Below are 16,757 nucleotides of genomic sequence, written 5' to 3' on the forward strand. Positions count from 1 at the left end.
GGCGAGGATACCAGAGCCGCGCTTTCGCCGATAAGCGCCACAACGGTTATGCTCACAGCTCATTTAAGCGACGGGATGCCGCGTGACTGAACTGAATACCCTCTGGCTGACAGAAACCATCCGCCTGCGCGAAGAACACGCAGGTCCCCTGGAAGACCTGGAAGCCAACCGAATGGCACGCAGTGCTGGCGGCGACCTGCCGGCCCGCATTCAACGCCGCGCCCTCTGGCTGGCCGAACGCGATGGCCTGGCCGATGCGCTCAAGCACTGGCTGCAAGGCGCGCGACTGGCACTGATCGTGATGATGCTGCTGGCCGTGGTCAGCGGCGCTGGCCTGGCCTTTGCCGCCATGGGTGACGGCCTGCATCCGGTGAATGTGTTCTGGGCCTTGGGCAGCCTGTTGGGGCTAAACCTGATCCTGCTGCTGAGCTGGGCCTTGGGTCTGATGTTTGCCGGTGAGCACGGCGCCAGCCTCGGACGCTTGTGGCTGTGGCTGAGTGAAAAATTCGCCCGCGACGCCAAAGCTGCGCAACTGGCGCCAGCCCTGCTGCTGTTGCTGCAACGCCGCAAACTCAATCGCTGGGCCATCGGTCTGCTGGTCAACAGCCTGTGGTTGCTGGCGATGCTCAGTGCCTTGGTCATTCTGCTGACGCTGATGGCGACCCGGCGTTACGGATTCGTCTGGGAAACCACCATCCTCAGCGCCGACACTTTCATTGCCGTGACCCAAGCCCTCGGCGCGCTACCGGCCGTGCTCGGTTTCAGCGTGCCGACCGAAGAGATGATCCGCGCCAGTGGCGATGCCGCACTGAACATCGAAAGCGCCCGTCAGGCCTGGGCCGCGTGGCTGGTCGGCGTGCTGCTGATTTACGGCGTGGTGCCGCGCCTGTTACTGGCGCTGTTGTGCCTGTGGCGCTGGAACTCCGGCCGATCCACTTTGCAGCTCGATTTGAACCTGCCCGGTTACGCCCAACTGCGCGAACGGCTCATGCCGACCAGCGAACGCCTCGGCGTCAGCGATGCCGCGCCAGCACAATTGCATCGCGTGGAAAGTGGCGTCAGCGAACAGCAAAGCGACGGTGCATTGTTGGTCGCCATCGAACTGGACGACGATCGCCCCTGGCCGCCGCAACTGCCGAAAAACGTCAGCAACGCCGGCGTTCTAAACAGCCGTGAATCGCGGCACAAACTCCTCGAACAACTGAGCCGCTTCCCCCCGACGCGATTGGCGATCGCTTGCGATCCGCGGCGCTCGCCGGATCGCGGCAGCCTGGCCTTGATTGCCGAACTGGCCCGCAGCGCCAGCGCCACCCGCGTCTGGCTGCTGCAAGCTCCGCCCGGCGAAGCACTCGACGCCGAACGCCTCGGCGATTGGCACGTAGCGCTGCAACAACTGGAGCTGCCGTTTGCCGATTGCGCACCGATGAACTGGCTGGAGACGGGTCATGACTGACACCAGCAAGCAGCCTCTGAAACTCGCCGTTGTCGGCCACACCAACGTTGGCAAGACCTCGTTGCTGCGCACCCTGACGCGCGATGTCGGTTTCGGCGAAGTGTCCCATCGCCCCAGCACCACGCGGCATGTCGAAGGTGCGCGGCTGTCGGTGGACGGCGAGCCACTGCTGGATCTCTACGACACGCCCGGCCTGGAAGACGCCATCGCCCTGCTCGATTATCTGGAACGCCTGGAGCGTCCCGGCGAACGTCTGGATGGTCCGGCGCGACTGGCGCGCTTTCTCGATGGCAGCGAAGCCCGGCAGCGGTTTGAACAGGAAGCCAAAGTGTTGCGCCAGTTGCTGGCCTCGGACGCTGGGCTTTACGTGATCGATGCCCGCGAGCCCGTACTCGCCAAGTATCGCGACGAACTCGAAGTGCTCGCCAGTTGCGGTAAACCGCTGCTGCCGGTGCTGAATTTCGTCAGCAGCGCCAACCATCGCGAACCGGCGTGGCGTGAAGCCTTGGCGCGTTTGGGCCTGCATGCCTTGGTGCGCTTCGACAGCGTGGCGCCGCCCGAGGATGGCGAACGCCGACTCTACGAAAGCCTCGCTCTGCTGCTGGAAAGCGCACGACCACAACTGGAACGCCTGATCGCCGACCAACAAGCTCAACGTCTGGCCCGCCAACAAAGTGCGGCGCGGTTGATTGCCGAATTGTTGATCGACTGCGCTGCCTGCCGCCGCAGCGTGGTCGCCGATGTCGAACAGGAACAGCAGGCGATCAGCGAGTTGCGCAAAGCCGTGCGCCAACGCGAACAACGTTGCGTTGAGGCGCTGCTCAAGCTTTATGCCTTCCGCCCGCAGGACGCCGCTGCCAGTGACTTGCCACTGCTCGACGGTCGCTGGGGTGATGATCTGTTCAACCCGGAAACTCTCAAGCAACTGGGCGTGAGGGTCGGTGGCGGGATCGCTGCAGGTGCGGCGGCCGGGGCCGGGGTCGATTTGCTGGTCGGCGGCATCACCCTCGGTGCGGCGGCACTGGCCGGGGCCATCGCCGGCGGCGCCCTGCAAACCGCCCGCAGTTATGGCAGCCGCTTGCTGGGCAAGCTCAAGGGCCAACGCGAGCTGACCGTCGATGACAACGTGCTCCGGCTGTTGGCGCTGCGCCAGCGGCAATTGCTGCAAGCGCTGAATGCCCGTGGCCATGCGGCGATGGACAGCATTCAAGTCGCCACGCCACAGGATAAAACCTGGCGCGAAGGCAAGTTGCCCGAGGCCCTGAACAAAGCCCGGGCGCATCCACAGTGGTCGTCGCTGAACCCACAGGCGAAGTTGAATCAGGCAGAACGCCAGGAGCAGGTTGAGGTGTTGGCGCAGCAGCTTTAGCTCTGAAATTGTGGTGAGGCGGCTGGCGCCATCGCGAGCAAGCTTGCTCCTACAGGGTTCGTCGTTGTTCTCTGGATCTGAATACGACAGCGATCCAAGTGAACACTACCAGCCGAGCTTCAAGTACTCCCGCACCAACGCCCTGACCCGGTTCCGATCCGTGCGATTGGCGTGCCCGTCGTTATCCACATCGCTGCTCAGAATCACCTCGAATGCACCATCGTTATCGAGGTCATGGGCCGCGGCTTTGTAAATGATCGTCGGACCCTCGTGAAAATGCAGCCGCACCGATTCCGGTGTGCCGTCAGCGGAAGGGTTCAGCGAAAAAATCCGCAGGTGTCGCTCCTCACGATCACCGGCGTTGAACCAGGCGCACTTCAGGTAAGTGGTGCCCAACGTCGTGAGTTGCTGCCGTTCAAGCATTGTCGCCTCGCGCAACAACTGCTCGCCTTCATAAAACCGGAAATACAGGCTGTCCGGCTGACCCGAATCGCTGGGGTCCTGTGCAATGACTTTTAGATATCGCATCCTTGCGTTCCTTGTCTAAAAGCTCAGCCTGAACATTGTCGACCGTGGATTCCATGCCTGCATTCTCTATCACCCGTCAGACAAGTCATCACGCGTTGCGGGACAACAACTCGACAGCCTTGCCTTTCAAGAGACCGAGATCAATCACCGGCACGTGCATTTCCTTGGCCAGCTCATCCCACTGGCGCATGCGCAAACTCACGGCGCACAGCGGGTCCTGCGCGAACGCCTCAGCCTCGGCTTGCGTCATGACGCCGCCCTGATACTCCAGCGTCCGGCGACTGGCTTCGCTCAAACGCTCGTAGTACCCCGGCTCTTTCAGCGTCAGATAACGCTTGGCCTGAACGTGGTATTCGACCAACCGCGCCATTCGTTCGCTGAAACCTGCACGGCGCAAGTAATCCGCGCCCAAGCGCTCATGACTGACCACACCGAAGCCACCCATGCTCTCGGCACTCTCGGCGCAGATGTGCCCGATGTCATGGAAAAACGCCGCCAGCACCACTTCATCATCAAAGCCTTCGGCCATAGCCAGCTCAGCGGCCTGAGACATGTGCTCGATCTGCGACACCGGCTCGCCGATGTAATCGCTGTCACCAAAACGCTCGTACAGAGCGAATACTTCAGCGACGATTTGTTCATTGCGTTCCATCAGATTTCCCCCAATACAGCTGCGACGTTTCGTTCGGCCATCGCCGGCCCGACACTCATGCCGACACCGGAGTGCATCAATGCCACGCTCAGACCCTTTGCCGGACGCAAGAACGAAAACGGTCCCGGCCCCCGTGAACCATAGACACCCTGCCAGCGTTCGACCACTTGCACCTTGCAGCCCAGAGTCTGCTCGGCCAACTCGATCATCCAGTCGTCGACCTGCTCGGCATTGAAGGGTGACGGATCGCTGCCGTAATGGTGCGAATCGCCGATGATCAACTCGCCATGGGGTGTCGGGCTGATCAGCAGGTGGATGCCGTTTTCGTGCAGGTGCGGCGCGGCGCGCAGAATTTCGGCCTGCACCGCAGCGACTTCCGGCAAATCCGCGAAGGCGCCGTAATGCACGCAGCTCAAACCGGTGAGTAGTGCGTGTTGCAGGTTCAGATTGATCTGCGGGCGGGCTCGCAGCATTTGCAGGCGGCAGATTTGCGGGTCGAGTTCGGCGATCTGCTCGGCCAGCAAGGTCTGATAGTCGTGGCCGGAACAGACGATGATTTGCTCGGCACTGAAGCTGCCAGCCGTGCTATGTAAACGGCCCGGCTCGATGTCGCGCACCAGGGTGGAGAAGTGAAACTCGACGCCCAGGTCGCGACGCAGAAAGTCGATCAGCGCCGGAATCGCTTCGCGCGAATACAGCTGTTGGTCGTCCATGCCATGCAAAGCAGCGCGATGATGGCGGAACTGACCACCGTACAAATCGCGCAGTGCAGCGCCGCGCAGCAGGTCGACGCGGTAACCGTGTTCGACGGCGCGGCCTTCGCAGAAGGCTTCCAACAGGTGCTCTTCGGCCTCGGTGCGGGCGAACAGGTACGAGCCGTTGCGCTTGAGTTGCAGGCCTGCGAGTTGCGCCCAATCGCCCCAGATTCCGCGACTGGCGCGGGCCAGTTCCAGCATCGGGCCCGGCGGTTGGCCGGTGACCAGTGCCTGGCCGAAGTTACGCACCGTCGCGCCGAGGGGCGTTTCGCTGCGTTCAAAAACCCTGACCTTCAGACCGCGTTTGGCGGCGGCATACGCATGGGACAAACCCAGGATGCCGGCGCCGACGATCAGCATGTCGTTGTGATGTGTCATCTAGAGGTGTCCTGAATTCAAGGCCGCTATCGCTGCCAGTTCCTACAAGTGCGACGCGAACCCTGTAGGAGCTGGCTTGCCAGCGATGAGGCCCTGTCAGCCGATGAAGTACTTACTTGGCCGCCACTTTCTCGGACTTGCCGTCATAGCGCTTGCGCCATTCGGTCAGGATCGCGTCGCGGTTCTTCGACGCCCAGGCGAAGTCGTTCTTGATCAGGCGCTGCTCGTAGTCGGCCGGCAGTTCGGTCTGCGGCTTGGCGATGCCAGGCTGCGCGAGCACGGCGAAGTTTTCTTTGTAGAGTTCCATCGCCTCGGGGCTGGCAGAGAAGTCAGCCAGTTTCTTGGCGGCTTCTTCGTGAGCAGTGCCCTTGATCACCGCAGTCGCTTCGATCTCCCAACCCAGGCCTTCCTTCGGCAGGATGATGTCCAGCGGCGCGCCCTGGCGTTTCAATTGAACGGCCGGGTATTCGAAAGAAATACCGATCGGGAATTCACCCGCCGCCGCCAGTTTGCAAGGCTTGGAACCGGAGTGAACGTACTGGCCGATGTTCTGGTGCAGACCGTCCATGTAGGCCCAGCCCTGCTTCTCGCCAAAGGTTTGCAGCCAGGCGCTGACGTCGAGGAAACCGGTGCCGGACGAGGCCGGGTTGGGCATGACGATCTTGCCCTTGTACTCAGGCTTGGTCAGGTCCTGCCAGCTCACGGGTTTGGTCAGGCCCTGCTTCTCGGCTTCGACGGTATTGAAGCAAATGGTCGCGGCCCAGACGTCCATACCGACCCAGGCTGGCGGGTTGGCGGCGTCGCGGTAGTTCGCGCCGATCTTGCCCAGATCCTTTGGCGCGTAGCTTTGCAACATGCCTTGCTGATCGAGAATCGCCAGGCTGGAAGCGGCCAGGCCCCACACAGCATCGGCCTGCGGACGGGCTTTTTCGGCCAGCAGCTTGGCGGTGATGATGCCGGTAGAATCACGTACCCATTTGATTTCGACGTCCGGGTTGGCCTTCTCGAACGCTTCTTTATAGGTCTTCAGTTGTTCGGCTTCGAGGGCGGTGTACACCGTCAACTCGGTTTTCGCCGCAAAGGCGTTCAGGCTGAAAGCGGTGAGGACAGCAGCGGCCAGGGCGGCCATAGGCTTGAACATAATCTTTTCCTGTTTTTTGAGTTGAGGGGTTGTACAGATTCAATGACCGGGCACGGTCTGCCGCCAGGCCTGGGAGCGGCGCAGCAAGCCGCGCGAGGCCCAGGCCAGCAGCAGGGACACGCCCGCCGAGGTAATCAGGATCAGGGTCGACATCGCTGCCGCGCCGCCGACGTTGCCGGCGTCGTCCATGTTCAGCACCGCCACCGCCGCGAGGATGGTGTCGGGGCTGTAGAGGAAGATTGCCGCCGACACGGTGGTCATGGCCGAGACGAACAGGTAGCGCACGATATCCAGCAGCGCCGGCAGGCAGATCGGCACAGTGACGCGCAGGTAATGGCGGTACAGCGGCGCCTTGAGCGACAGCGCGGCGGCCTCGAACTCGGCGTCGAGTTGGCGCAGCGCGGTGGTCGCGGTCATTTGCGCAGTGGTCAAATAGTGAGCAATGGTGCAGACGATCAGCAGGGTCATGGTCCCGTACAACACATGCAACGGGTTGCCGGTGAGGTTGAAGAAGAAGACGTAACCCAAGCCCAGCACCAGACCCGGCACCGCCATCGGTACGAAGCTGAGCATGCGCAGGGCCAGATTCAAACCCTGCTGACCCTTGGTTTTCTCCATCAGGTACGCGCCGGTAAAGATCAGCACGCTGCCAATCAACGCAGTGCCCAAGGCCATCTTCAAACTGTTGCCGTAGGCCAGCCAGCCACCGCCGGCGGTTTCGTTGAACTGGTAATGACTGAGCGACAGCGACAGGTTGTACGGCCAGAACTTCACCAGCGACGAGAACACCGCCATGCCGAACACCAGCAGCAACGCCGCGCAGATCAGCAGGACAATTGCCAGATAGCAGCCGTCGCGCAGTTTCGATGGCGCGGGTTTGAAGACCTGCGCCCGGCCGCTCATGGCGTCGCCGTGACGCCGACGCAACCACGCATCGACGCCGAAGCTGAACAGCGCCGGCAGCAACAAGACCATGCCGATCAATGCGCCGCGACCGAACTGCTGCTGGCCGACCACTGCTTTGTAAGCTTCCAGCGCCAGCACTTGATAGTCGCCGCCGACGACCACGGGCACGCCGAAATCGGTGATGGTCAGGGTGAACACCAGACAGAACGCAGCGAATACGGCCTGGCGTGTCGCCGGCCAGGTGATGCTGCGGAAGGCTTTTGCAGGACTCGCACCCATGCTGGACGCGGCGTCGAATAGTCGCGCATCGGCCAGGGACAGGGCCGACAGCAGAATCATCAACGCGTGTGGGAAGGTGTAGATGACTTCGCCGAGCACAATGCCCCAGAAGCCGTAAATGTTGTCTGAAAGCAGGCCACGCAACATGCCCTGGTTGCCGAACAGATAAACCAGGGCAATCCCCGGCAGCATCGACGGCGCCATCAAAGGCAGCAGCGAGATGCCACGCCAGATGCCCTTGGCCGGAATCAACGTGCGTTGCAGGGCGTAGGCAAACAGGTAGGCCAACGGTACGACGATGGCCGCGACGCTGAGGGAAACCTTCAGGCTGTTACCGAGCAGCCAGTGGAAGTTTTCACTGGTGACCAGTTCTTTGGCTGCAACCCAACCACCGCCCTGCCCGGCGTCGGCACTGAAACCCCTCCAGAAGATCGCCAGCAACGGCATCAACACGGCGACGCCAAGCAACACGAGCAGAAGGACTTTGCCGCCGACCACGAATACGCGGTCGCCGATCTCGGCTCGGGAGATCTGCCGAACCTGCTTGTGCGGTATCGGCAGCGCAATGTTCGCGCTCATCAGGCAAACACCTGCAGGCTGCGCGGAGGCAAGGCGACCATGATCTGCTGGGCGCCCAGGCGCGGCATGGCTTCCGGCGCCAGTTCAGCCAGCAAGGCGTGGCCCGGCAAATGATCGAGTTCAAAGCTCATGCGGCAGCGGTTGCCGAGGAAGGTGATCTCGCGAACTTTGGCCGGGAACAGGTTTTCTTCGTGAACCAACGGGTTGACGTTGATCGTTTCCGGACGGCAGAACAACCGACCCGACGCGGTCTTGGCGCTACCATCGGCCAGGCGCATGTTCATCCCGCCGACCTGGGCGTGGCTGTCGCTGCTGCGCTGGAAAGGCAGCCAATTACCCTGGCCGACGAACTCCGCCACGAACGGCGTGGCCGGGCGGTTGTAGATTTCCTGAGGTGTGGCGTACTGCTCGACCTTGCCGTTGTTCATCACGGCGATGCGGTCGGCCATCAGCATGGCTTCGTCCTGGTTGTGAGTGACCATCAGGGTAGTGACGCCGAGGTTGCGCTGTAGCTGGCGCAGCTCGGTGCACAGATGCTCGCGCACGCGGGCATCGAGGGCCGACATCGGTTCGTCCAACAGCAACAGCGACGGTGACGGCGCCAGGGCGCGAGCCAGCGCAACCCGTTGCTGCTGACCGCCGGACAATTGGCCAGGGTACTTTTTCTCACTGCCGCTGAGGCCGACCAGTTCCAGCATCTGACCGACACGACGACGCACTTCGTCGCGGCTGCTGCCGGCGAGGCCGTAAGCGATGTTCGCTTCGACCGTCAGATTGGGGAACAGCGCGTAGGACTGAAACAGAATGCCGTAGTCCCGGGCCTGGGGCGCGAGGTGGGAAACATCGCGGTCACCGAGGTACAACTCGCCGCTGTCCTGTTTTTCCAGACCGGCAATGCAGCGCAGCAAGGTGGTCTTGCCGCAACCCGACGGGCCCAGCAGACATACCAATTCGCCAGCCGCGACATCAAGGGAAACGTTATCCAGTGCCGTGAAAGCGCCAAAGCGCTTCTGTACGCCGCGCACTTTCATCGGTGCGCCGGGGTTGGTCAGGGCTGTTGCGATCGAGCTGTTCATGGACGGACCTCATCTAGCAGATGGGGGCCATCCTAGAGTTGTAATGAGTCCGTCATATGGCAGTAAGGCAAAAACTGCCGATAGTGGTATTCGAGGATTTTGGTTCAGTTGCTGTGCTGTCATGACTGACGCCTTCGCTGGCAAGCCAGCTCCTACAAGGTTTCGCATTCCCCTGTAGGAGCTGGCTTGCCAGCGAAGAGACCTGAACAGCGGCCGAAGATCTCAGGCCGGGGCCATTTCCTGTGCCAACCCCAGAAACGCCGCCGGCAGCCGCGCGTTTTTGCGCTCCTTGAGGCAGTACAGGTATTCGGGGATTTGCGGCGCATGCTCGATGGTCAGCACCCGCAAGTGCGGATCATGGGGCACTTCCTGCCGGGCAATGATGCTGATGCCAATGTTGCGCAGCACCGCTTCGCGAATCGATTCGCGGCTGCCAATCTCCAGCAACGGGCCGAACGTCACTCCCGCGCTGGCCAGCAACTCTTCGGTCAAACGACGGGTAGTCGAGCCCGTTTCACGCATCAACAAGGTATGCCCCGCCAGCGCACTGAGCGGAACGTGTTCGTGAACCGCCAGCGGGTGATTGCGATGCACGGCCAATACCAGCGGATCGCTGCCGAGTACCCGGCGAATCAACCGCGCATCCTCCAGCAACTGCGAAGAGGCGGCGACATCCACCCGGTAATCCTCCAGCGCTTCGAGCACTTGTTGGGAGTTGCCGATTTCCACCGACACCTCCACCTGCGGCAAGCGCTCGCGAAAGGTTTTCACCAGGTCGAGGATGTAATACGGCGCCGTGGCGGCGATGCGCAACGTGCCTTGCACCTGGCCGCAGTTGCGCAGGAAAAACTCGATGTCGGCCTCCTGCTGTATCAACACCTTGACCATCGGCAGCAGCCGCGCGCCTTCCTCGCTGACACTGAGACGACGGCCGCCGCGATAAAACAGTTCGACCGAATACTGACTTTCCAGGTTGCGAATCTGCGTCGTCACGGTCGGTTGGCTCAGGCCGAGCTTTTTTGCAGCCTGGGTAATGCTGCCCAGGCGGGCAACCATGTAAAACGCCTTCAGCTCGGCACTCAGCACAACCGTCCCTCATCCGTTATTTACGCAACAGGCGCAAACCGTTGAACACCACCAACAGGCTCACGCCCATATCGGCAAACACCGCCATCCACATGGTAGCGAGCCCGGCGAAGGTTACCCCAAGAAAGATCGCTTTGATGACCAATGCCAGCGCAATGTTCTGTTTCAGGATGCTTGATGTTTGCCGGGACAAGCGGATGAACGATGGAATCTTGCGCAAATCGTCGTCCATCAGGGCGACATCGGCGGTTTCAATCGCGGTATCGGTGCCCGCTGCCGCCATCGCAAAACCGATCTCGGATCGCGCCAGTGCCGGGGCGTCGTTAATGCCGTCCCCGACCATTCCGACGTGGTGACCCTGTGCATAAAGGGATTCGATGGCCTGCAACTTGTCGCTCGGCAGCAAATCACCCCGGGCTTCATCGATGCCCACTTGCGCGGCAATCGCCTGGGCGGTGTGGACGTTATCGCCAGTGAGCATCAGGGTCTTGATGCCCAGATCATGTAACTGCTGGATCGCTTCGCGGCTGGACTCCTTGACCGTGTCGGCCACGGCAAACAGCGCCAACGGACCAGACTGATCGAGCAGCAAGACCACCGACTTGCCCTGCTTTTCCAGGGCGAACAGCGTTTCTTCCAGGGCAGGCGAACACAGGCCCAGTTCCTCGACCAGTCGATGGTTACCCAAGTGATAGAGCTGACCATTGATCTCGCCGCGCACACCACGGCCACCCAGCGCTTCGAAGTTATCCACAACCAGCGCCGCAAACTGTTTATCCACAGCCGCATTGGCGATGGCCAGCGATACCGGGTGATCCGAACGCCCGGCCAGCGCCGCCGCAATGGCCGGGGCCATTTGGTCAGCGTTTGGGGCCAGTGACAGGTAATCGGTCTGCACCGGTTTGCCGTGGGTGATCGTGCCGGTCTTGTCCAGGGCCAGGTAATCGAGCTTGTAACCGCCCTCCAGATAGACGCCGCCCTTCACCAGAATACCTTTGCGTGCCGCTGCTGCCAGGCCGCTGACGATGGTCACTGGCGTGGAAATCACCAGTGCACATGGGCAGGCCACCACCAGCAACACCAGCGCCCGGTAGATCCAGTCGAACCACAGCGCGCCCATGAACAACGGAGGAATGATCGCCACCGCCAAGGCCAGGACAAACACTACCGGTGTGTAGATTTTCGAGAAGCTGTCGACGAAACGTTGTGTCGGCGCCCGCGCGCCCTGGGCCTGTTCCACGGCGTGGATGATGCGTGCCAGCGTCGAATTGTCGGCGGCGGCAGTCACCGCGAATTCAAGCGAACCCGCCTGATTGATGGTGCCGGCAAACACTTTGTCACCGACGGTTTTTTCCACCGGCAGGCTTTCACCGGTTATCGGCGCCTGATCAATGGTCGAATTGCCGGACAGCACTTCCCCGTCCAGACCAATGCGCTCGCCGGGGCGTACCCGCACCCGGGCGCCGAGCGCGATGGTTTTGACGTCCTGCTCGACCCAGCTGCCATCGGCCTGCAACACGGTCGCCTGTTCGGGCGTCATCTGCATCAAGCCACTGATGGCGTTGCGTGCACGGTCCAGCGACTTGGCTTCGATCAACTCGGCGACGGTGAACAGGAACATCACCATCGCCGCTTCCGGCCATTGGCCGATGAAAATGGCACCCGTGACGGCGATGCTCATCAGTGCATTAATGTTCAAATTGCGGTTCTTGAGCGCGATCCAGCCCTTTTTATAGGTGCCGAGGCCACCACTCAAAATCGATACCAGCGCTACAATCGCCACCACCCAGTTCGGCACGGCACCCGTAAAGTGCAGAACTTCCGCCAGCAGTGCCCCGACACCGGACAGCGCCAATGGCCACCAAGGCTTTTTAACCGGTGCCGGTGCGGGCGTTTCAACGCCTTGTTCGAGGGGTTCGGCGTGCATGCCGAGGGACTTGATCGCCTCGACAATCGGCTCGGTGCCGGGCAAGTCGTGGGTCACGCCCAGCACGCGATTAATCAGATTGAACTCCAGCTGGTGCACACCAGTCAGTTTGCTTAGCTTGTTCTGAATCAGCGTCTGTTCGGTCGGGCAGTCCATTGCTTCGATGCGGAAATTGCTCAGACGGGATCCGGCAGTCGGCGCTTCGCTCAGCGTGACTGACACAGGTGCCGCCGCACTGGAGGAACAGCAGGCGTCGCCATGTCCGGTATGACCGTGCTTTTGCACAGGTTTGAGGGTGTGGCTGTGTTCGTGCTCAGCCCCGGGTTTGTGGGAATGCAGGGAATCGCTCATTGGGTTCGTCCATAAGAGTGCCTGTTGCCTAGTTAAGACCCTGTAGCCACTATAGGGTCAAGCCCCGATTTGGAGATTGCCGTCATGAAGATTGGAGAACTGGCGAAGCTCACGGACTGCGCCGTAGAGACGATCCGTTATTACGAGCGCGAAAGCCTGTTGCCAGAGCCTGCCCGCAGCGATGGAAATTACCGCGTTTATACCCAGGCCCACGCCGAACGCCTGACCTTTATCCGCAACTGCCGCACCCTCGACATGACGCTCGAAGAGATCCGCAGCCTGCTGGCGTTCCGCGACAGCCCGCAGGACCAGTGCGAAAGCGTGAATGCGCTGATCGATGAACACATTCACCATGTGAAGGCGCGAATCGACGGTTTGCTGGCCTTGCAGACGCAACTGCTCGACCTGCGCCGTCGTTGCGGCGAAGGGCCGGATGCCGATCAATGCGGGATTTTGCAGCGCTTGGAAGTCAGTGGCGGGGTTGTGGCGACAGAGGTGGAGCATTCCCATGTAGGCCGCAGTCACGGCCACTAAGAACACCGCACCCCCCTGTAGGAGCTGCCGGAGGCTGCGATCTTTTGATTTTGAAAAGCAAGATCAAAAGATCGCAGCCTCCGGCAGCGCCTACATTTGGATGGCGGTACGGCTTCAGACCGCCATCGGCGCCGTCATCGGCGCGTGGTGTTCGTAACCTTCCAGCGAGAAATCGCTCGGCTCCACCCGCTCCAGCCATTCCGGCTGATAAACACCCGTCTTGGCAAACTCCGGCACGCGGTCGGAAATCACCAGTTTCGGCATCGGGAACGGCTCACGCTTGAGCTGTTCGTTGAGCATGTCCAGGTGGTTTTCGTAGACGTGGGCATCACCGATGAAATAGGTGAACCAGCGCGGCGTGTAACCGGTCAGGCGACCGATCAGGCTCAGCAGCGCAGCGCCTTCGGTGAGGTTGAACGGCGTGCCCAGGCCCAGGTCGTTGGAACGGATGTAGAGGGTCAGAGAAATCTCTTTGGTCTCGACGTTCGGGTGGAACTGGTACAGCAGATGGCACGGCGGCAGGGCCATTTCATCGAGTTGCGCGCAGTTCCAGCCGTGGAACAGGATGCGGCGGCTGCCCGGGTCCTTGATGATGGTGTCGATGCACTGGCGAACCTGGTCAATGGCTTTGTACAGCACCACGTAGGCCTGGCCGTTTTCTTCACCTTCGGCAATCTGGCGATAGCCCTGGCTCAGGGTCTGCTCGATGGCAGCCGGGTTGCTGACCGGGATCTGCTTGTACGCCGGCCACTTGCGCCATTGCACGCCGTAGATCTCGCCGAGGTCGTCTTCGCCCTGACGGAACGGGTTGGCCAGCCACTGGGCGTTTTCGTTGGCGTTCTGGTCCCAGACCTTGCAGCCCAACGCACGGAATTCGGCGGCGTTGTTCACCCCACGCAGGAATCCGCACATTTCGCCGACGGCCGACTTGAAGGCCATCTTGCGCGTGGTGATCGCCGGGAAACCTTCCTGCAAGTCATAACGCAGCATCGCGCCAGGAAAGCTGATGGTGTTCACGCCCGTGCGGTTGGCCTGTTTGGTGCCGTTCTTGATGACGTGGGCGACCAGTTCGAGATATTGCTTCATGAATTACCTGTGTCCTTGAACCCGCAACCATCGCTGCGGGGTTCGAATTTTATACCGCTGCCGCTGGAGTCGCCGGAGCGCGGTGATACGCCAGCCAGATCAGGAACAGCCCGCCGAGGATCATCGGCACGCACAGCACCTGGCCCATGGTCAGCCAGTTCCAGGCCAGATAGCCCAGTTGCGCATCCGGCACGCGGACGAATTCGACGATGAAACGGAAGATGCCATAGAACAGCGCGAACATCCCCGATACCGCCATGGTGGGTCGCGGCTTGCGCGAGAACAGCCACAGAATCAGGAACAGCGCCACGCCTTCGAGGGCGAATTGATACAGCTGCGACGGGTGACGCGCCAATTGCGCCGGATCGGTCGGAAAGACCATCGCCCACGGCACATCGGTTGCCTTGCCCCACAACTCGGCGTTGATGAAGTTGCCGATGCGCCCGGCACCCAGGCCAATCGGCACCATCGGCGCAACAAAATCCATCAGTTGGAAGAACGACTTGTTGTTCTTTTTACCGAACCACAACGCCGCCAGCATCACACCGATGAAACCGCCGTGGAACGACATGCCGCCCTTCCACACTTCGAAAATCAGCAGCGGGTTGGCGAGGTAGGCACTCAGGTCGTAGAACAGCACATAACCCAGACGTCCGCCGAGGATCACGCCCATCGACATCCAGAACACCATGTCGGAGAGTTTCTCCTTGGTCCAGGTCGGGTCGAAGCGGTTCAACCGGCGCGACGCCAGCAGCCAGGCGCCACCGATACCGACCAGATACATCAGACCGTACCAGTGGATTTTCAGCGGACCGATGGCCAGGGCCACCGGGTCGATCTGCGGGTAAGGCAGCATTGCGACTCCTCGTTAGAGTTCAAATCTCAAAATGTCCCAGGCGACGCTGTCACGCCAGGATTAAGCCAGGATTGCGCCGTCCGTCAGAGCAGGAAGCTCAGCCCGACGCAAAACAGCAAAGCGGCAAACAGCTTTTTCAGCAACTTTGGCGACAGATGGTGCGCCAGCCGCGCACCGAAGCGGGCGAAGACCATGCTGGTCAGAGCAATCCCCAGCAGCGCCGGTAAATAAATGAAACCGAGACTATGGGCCGGCAGCAATGGATCGTGCCAGCCCAGAATCATGAAACTTAATGCACTGGCCAAAGCGATCGGCAGACCACAGGCCGAAGACGTGGCCACCGCTTGCTGCATCGGCACGCTGCGCCAGGTCAGGAACGGCACGGTCAGCGAACCGCCGCCAATCCCGAAAATCGCCGAGGCCCAGCCAATCACACTGCCGGCCACGGTCAGACCGAGTTTACCCGGCACCGTTCGGCTGGCCTTGGGTTTGGCGTCCAGCGCCAGCTGCGCGGCAATCACCAGGGCAAACACACCGATGATTTTTTGCAGGTTCGGCCCAGAGATCGCTTCGGCGGTCAGGGCGCCGAAACCGGCACCGACCAGAATGCCGACCGTCATCCAGACAAAGATCGGCCAACGCACCGCGCCTCGACGGTGATGCTCACGCACGGCGTTGATCGAGGTGAAGATGATCGTCGCCAGGGAGGTACCGACCGCCAAATGGGTCAGGATCGACTGATCAAACCCCTGCAAGGTAAAACTGAACACCAGCACCGGGACGATGATGATCCCGCCGCCCACTCCGAACAGCCCGGCCAGCAAGCCTGCACAGGCACCCAGCGCCAGATAGAGCAGAAATTCCATTTTGCGTCCCCGCTGATCCCGAAACCGAGCGGCATGGTAACGGATGCATGGCCTCAAGCTCCACTGTGCAAGGCGATGGATCGATGAGCGATGTCTGCGTAGAGTGGGCAAAAAACACACTAGGACCCCCTATGTGCCTGATTGTTTTTGCCTGGCGACCGGGTCATGCCCAGCCGCTGGTAGTCGCGGCCAACCGCGATGAGTTCTATGCGCGCCCCAGCCTGCCGCTGGCACCTTGGCCCGAAGCGCCGCATGTGCACGCCGGACGCGACCTTGAAGCGGGCGGCACCTGGTTGGGTGTCGGCGCCAACGGTCGCTTTGCCGCGCTGACCAATATTCGCGATCCCCACCAACCACCCTCACGAAAGTCTCGAGGCGAGCTGGTGGCAGGATTTCTCAGTGGCGACCAATCCATCGACGACTATTTAGGCGACGTTGTCCGACGTTCGCTCGAATACGCCGGCTTTAACTTGCTGATCGGCAACAGTCATGAGCTTTGGCATTTCAATGCGCGGGATTCAGAGGCTGTGATGCTGCAGCCGGGGATCTATGGATTGTCGAACGCCGGGCTGGATACGCCATGGCCGAAACTGCTCAAGGCCAAGGCAGCCCTGAGCGAGGTGCTGCAAGATCCACAGCCCCAGGCGTTGTTGGCGTTATTGAGCGACGCACAAACGGCACCGTTTGCCGATCTTCCGGACACTGGCGTCGGCCTGGCGACCGAGACGTTGTTGTCGAGCGTGTTTATCGCCAGCCAGAGTTACGGAACGCGGGCGAGTACGGCGTTGATTGTGCAGGCGGATGGGGCGCGGCATATGGTCGAGCGGAGTTTCGGGCCGTATGGCGGGCATTTGGGGGAAGTGGAAATCAGCGTTTAGATTTTCAGTGGAACTGCGGACGCTATCGCCAGCAAGCCGGCTCCTACAGGTTTCGTG

General features: G+C 61.2%; 15 protein-coding genes. 4 read left to right on the forward strand and 11 right to left on the reverse strand.

Annotated features, from left to right (window positions below):
• Nucleotides 1–82 precede the first annotated feature (82 nt).
• Together CKW15_RS09085 and CKW15_RS09090 are read left to right on the forward strand one after the other, a co-directional pair.
• On the forward strand, nt 83–1,453 hold the full coding sequence (locus tag CKW15_RS09085; RefSeq protein WP_095057365.1) for a DUF2868 domain-containing protein: 1,371 nt from the start codon (nt 83–85) through the stop codon (nt 1,451–1,453).
• Nucleotides 1,446–2,822, forward strand: coding sequence for a GTPase/DUF3482 domain-containing protein (locus tag CKW15_RS09090; RefSeq protein WP_095057364.1), 1,377 nt, complete (start codon nt 1,446–1,448; stop codon nt 2,820–2,822). The genes CKW15_RS09085 and CKW15_RS09090 overlap by 8 nt, the downstream gene beginning before the upstream one ends.
• Nucleotides 2,823–2,927: 105 nt before the next feature.
• Here the strand turns inward: CKW15_RS09090 and CKW15_RS09095 are convergent, their stop codons facing one another.
• The 8 genes from CKW15_RS09095 to CKW15_RS09130 all read right to left on the reverse strand — a co-directional run bounded on the left by CKW15_RS09095 (nt 2,928) and on the right by CKW15_RS09130 (nt 12,480).
• A complete protein-coding gene (locus CKW15_RS09095; protein ID WP_095057363.1) occupies nt 2,928–3,350 on the reverse strand; it encodes a hypothetical protein in 423 nt (140 codons plus the stop codon).
• 88 nt (nt 3,351–3,438) lie between these two features.
• Nucleotides 3,439–4,002, reverse strand: a complete 564-nt coding sequence (locus tag CKW15_RS09100) for a phosphonate degradation HD-domain oxygenase (protein ID WP_095057362.1) — start codon at nt 4,000–4,002, stop codon at nt 3,439–3,441.
• Nucleotides 4,002–5,135 carry a TIGR03364 family FAD-dependent oxidoreductase gene (locus tag CKW15_RS09105; protein ID WP_095057361.1) on the reverse strand — a complete coding sequence of 378 codons (1,134 nt, stop codon included), beginning with the start codon at nt 5,133–5,135 and terminating at the stop codon, nt 4,002–4,004. Before CKW15_RS09105 ends, CKW15_RS09100 begins: the two co-directional genes overlap by 1 nt.
• A 112-nt stretch (nt 5,136–5,247) precedes the next feature.
• The gene (locus CKW15_RS09110; protein ID WP_095057360.1) at nt 5,248–6,276 is read right to left on the reverse strand and encodes a putative 2-aminoethylphosphonate ABC transporter substrate-binding protein; all 1,029 of its coding nucleotides are present in this window, start codon (nt 6,274–6,276) and stop codon (nt 5,248–5,250) included.
• Between the two features lie 39 nt (nt 6,277–6,315).
• Complete coding sequence (locus tag CKW15_RS09115; protein ID WP_095057359.1) at nt 6,316–8,040, reverse strand: putative 2-aminoethylphosphonate ABC transporter permease subunit; 1,725 nt, start codon at nt 8,038–8,040, stop codon at nt 6,316–6,318.
• On the reverse strand, nt 8,040–9,116 hold the full coding sequence (locus CKW15_RS09120) for a putative 2-aminoethylphosphonate ABC transporter ATP-binding protein (protein WP_095057358.1): 1,077 nt from the start codon (nt 9,114–9,116) through the stop codon (nt 8,040–8,042). Before CKW15_RS09120 ends, CKW15_RS09115 begins: the two co-directional genes overlap by 1 nt.
• Before the next feature lie 222 nt (nt 9,117–9,338).
• Nucleotides 9,339–10,202, reverse strand: a complete 864-nt coding sequence (locus CKW15_RS09125; protein ID WP_095057357.1) for a LysR family transcriptional regulator — start codon at nt 10,200–10,202, stop codon at nt 9,339–9,341.
• A 16-nt stretch (nt 10,203–10,218) separates the two neighbouring features.
• On the reverse strand, nt 10,219–12,480 hold the full coding sequence (locus CKW15_RS09130; protein ID WP_095057356.1) for a heavy metal translocating P-type ATPase: 2,262 nt from the start codon (nt 12,478–12,480) through the stop codon (nt 10,219–10,221).
• 84 nt (nt 12,481–12,564) lie between these two features.
• Between CKW15_RS09130 and cadR the strand changes: the two genes are divergently transcribed.
• Nucleotides 12,565–13,014, forward strand: coding sequence for a Cd(II)/Pb(II)-responsive transcriptional regulator (gene cadR, locus CKW15_RS09135; protein ID WP_095057355.1), 450 nt, complete (start codon nt 12,565–12,567; stop codon nt 13,012–13,014).
• Nucleotides 13,015–13,128: 114 nt separating this feature from the next.
• Here the strand turns inward: cadR and CKW15_RS09140 are convergent, their stop codons facing one another.
• From CKW15_RS09140 to CKW15_RS09150, 3 genes are all read right to left on the reverse strand, one after another.
• Nucleotides 13,129–14,100: a thymidylate synthase gene (locus CKW15_RS09140; RefSeq protein ID WP_095057354.1), complete on the reverse strand. Its 972-nt coding sequence runs from the start codon at nt 14,098–14,100 to the stop codon at nt 13,129–13,131.
• 49 nt (nt 14,101–14,149) lie between these two features.
• Nucleotides 14,150–14,956, reverse strand: a complete 807-nt coding sequence (lgt, locus tag CKW15_RS09145) for a prolipoprotein diacylglyceryl transferase (protein ID WP_095057353.1) — start codon at nt 14,954–14,956, stop codon at nt 14,150–14,152.
• 83 nt (nt 14,957–15,039) lie between these two features.
• A complete protein-coding gene (locus CKW15_RS09150) occupies nt 15,040–15,822 on the reverse strand; it encodes a sulfite exporter TauE/SafE family protein (RefSeq protein WP_095057352.1) in 783 nt (260 codons plus the stop codon).
• A 131-nt stretch (nt 15,823–15,953) separates the two neighbouring features.
• On the opposite strand from CKW15_RS09150, the gene CKW15_RS09155 reads away from it, so the two are divergent.
• On the forward strand, nt 15,954–16,700 hold the full coding sequence (locus tag CKW15_RS09155) for an NRDE family protein (protein WP_095057351.1): 747 nt from the start codon (nt 15,954–15,956) through the stop codon (nt 16,698–16,700).
• Nucleotides 16,701–16,757: the final 57 nt, after the last annotated feature.

This window comes from Pseudomonas sp. Irchel s3b5, from assembly GCF_900187435.1.
In the GTDB taxonomy this organism is placed as follows: domain Bacteria; phylum Pseudomonadota; class Gammaproteobacteria; order Pseudomonadales; family Pseudomonadaceae; genus Aquipseudomonas.

Excerpts from the sequence above, each read along its gene's own strand:
- CKW15_RS09110 (WP_095057360.1), bottom strand. The coding sequence starts at position 6,276 with ATGTTCAAGCCTATGGCCGCCCTGGCCGCTGCTGTCCTCACCGCTTTC.
- CKW15_RS09130 (WP_095057356.1), bottom strand. The coding sequence starts at position 12,480 with ATGAGCGATTCCCTGCATTCCCACAAACCCGGGGCTGAGCACGAACAC.
- CKW15_RS09095 (WP_095057363.1), bottom strand. The coding sequence starts at position 3,350 with ATGCGATATCTAAAAGTCATTGCACAGGACCCCAGCGATTCGGGTCAG.
- CKW15_RS09115 (WP_095057359.1), bottom strand. The coding sequence starts at position 8,040 with ATGAGCGCGAACATTGCGCTGCCGATACCGCACAAGCAGGTTCGGCAG.
- CKW15_RS09090 (WP_095057364.1), top strand. The coding sequence starts at position 1,446 with ATGACTGACACCAGCAAGCAGCCTCTGAAACTCGCCGTTGTCGGCCAC.
- CKW15_RS09150 (WP_095057352.1), bottom strand. The coding sequence starts at position 15,822 with ATGGAATTTCTGCTCTATCTGGCGCTGGGTGCCTGTGCAGGCTTGCTG.
- CKW15_RS09100 (WP_095057362.1), bottom strand. The coding sequence starts at position 4,002 with ATGGAACGCAATGAACAAATCGTCGCTGAAGTATTCGCTCTGTACGAG.
- CKW15_RS09155 (WP_095057351.1), top strand. The coding sequence starts at position 15,954 with ATGTGCCTGATTGTTTTTGCCTGGCGACCGGGTCATGCCCAGCCGCTG.
- CKW15_RS09120 (WP_095057358.1), bottom strand. The coding sequence starts at position 9,116 with ATGAACAGCTCGATCGCAACAGCCCTGACCAACCCCGGCGCACCGATG.
- lgt (WP_095057353.1), bottom strand. The coding sequence starts at position 14,956 with ATGCTGCCTTACCCGCAGATCGACCCGGTGGCCCTGGCCATCGGTCCG.
- CKW15_RS09140 (WP_095057354.1), bottom strand. The coding sequence starts at position 14,100 with ATGAAGCAATATCTCGAACTGGTCGCCCACGTCATCAAGAACGGCACC.
- cadR (WP_095057355.1), top strand. The coding sequence starts at position 12,565 with ATGAAGATTGGAGAACTGGCGAAGCTCACGGACTGCGCCGTAGAGACG.
- CKW15_RS09105 (WP_095057361.1), bottom strand. The coding sequence starts at position 5,135 with ATGACACATCACAACGACATGCTGATCGTCGGCGCCGGCATCCTGGGT.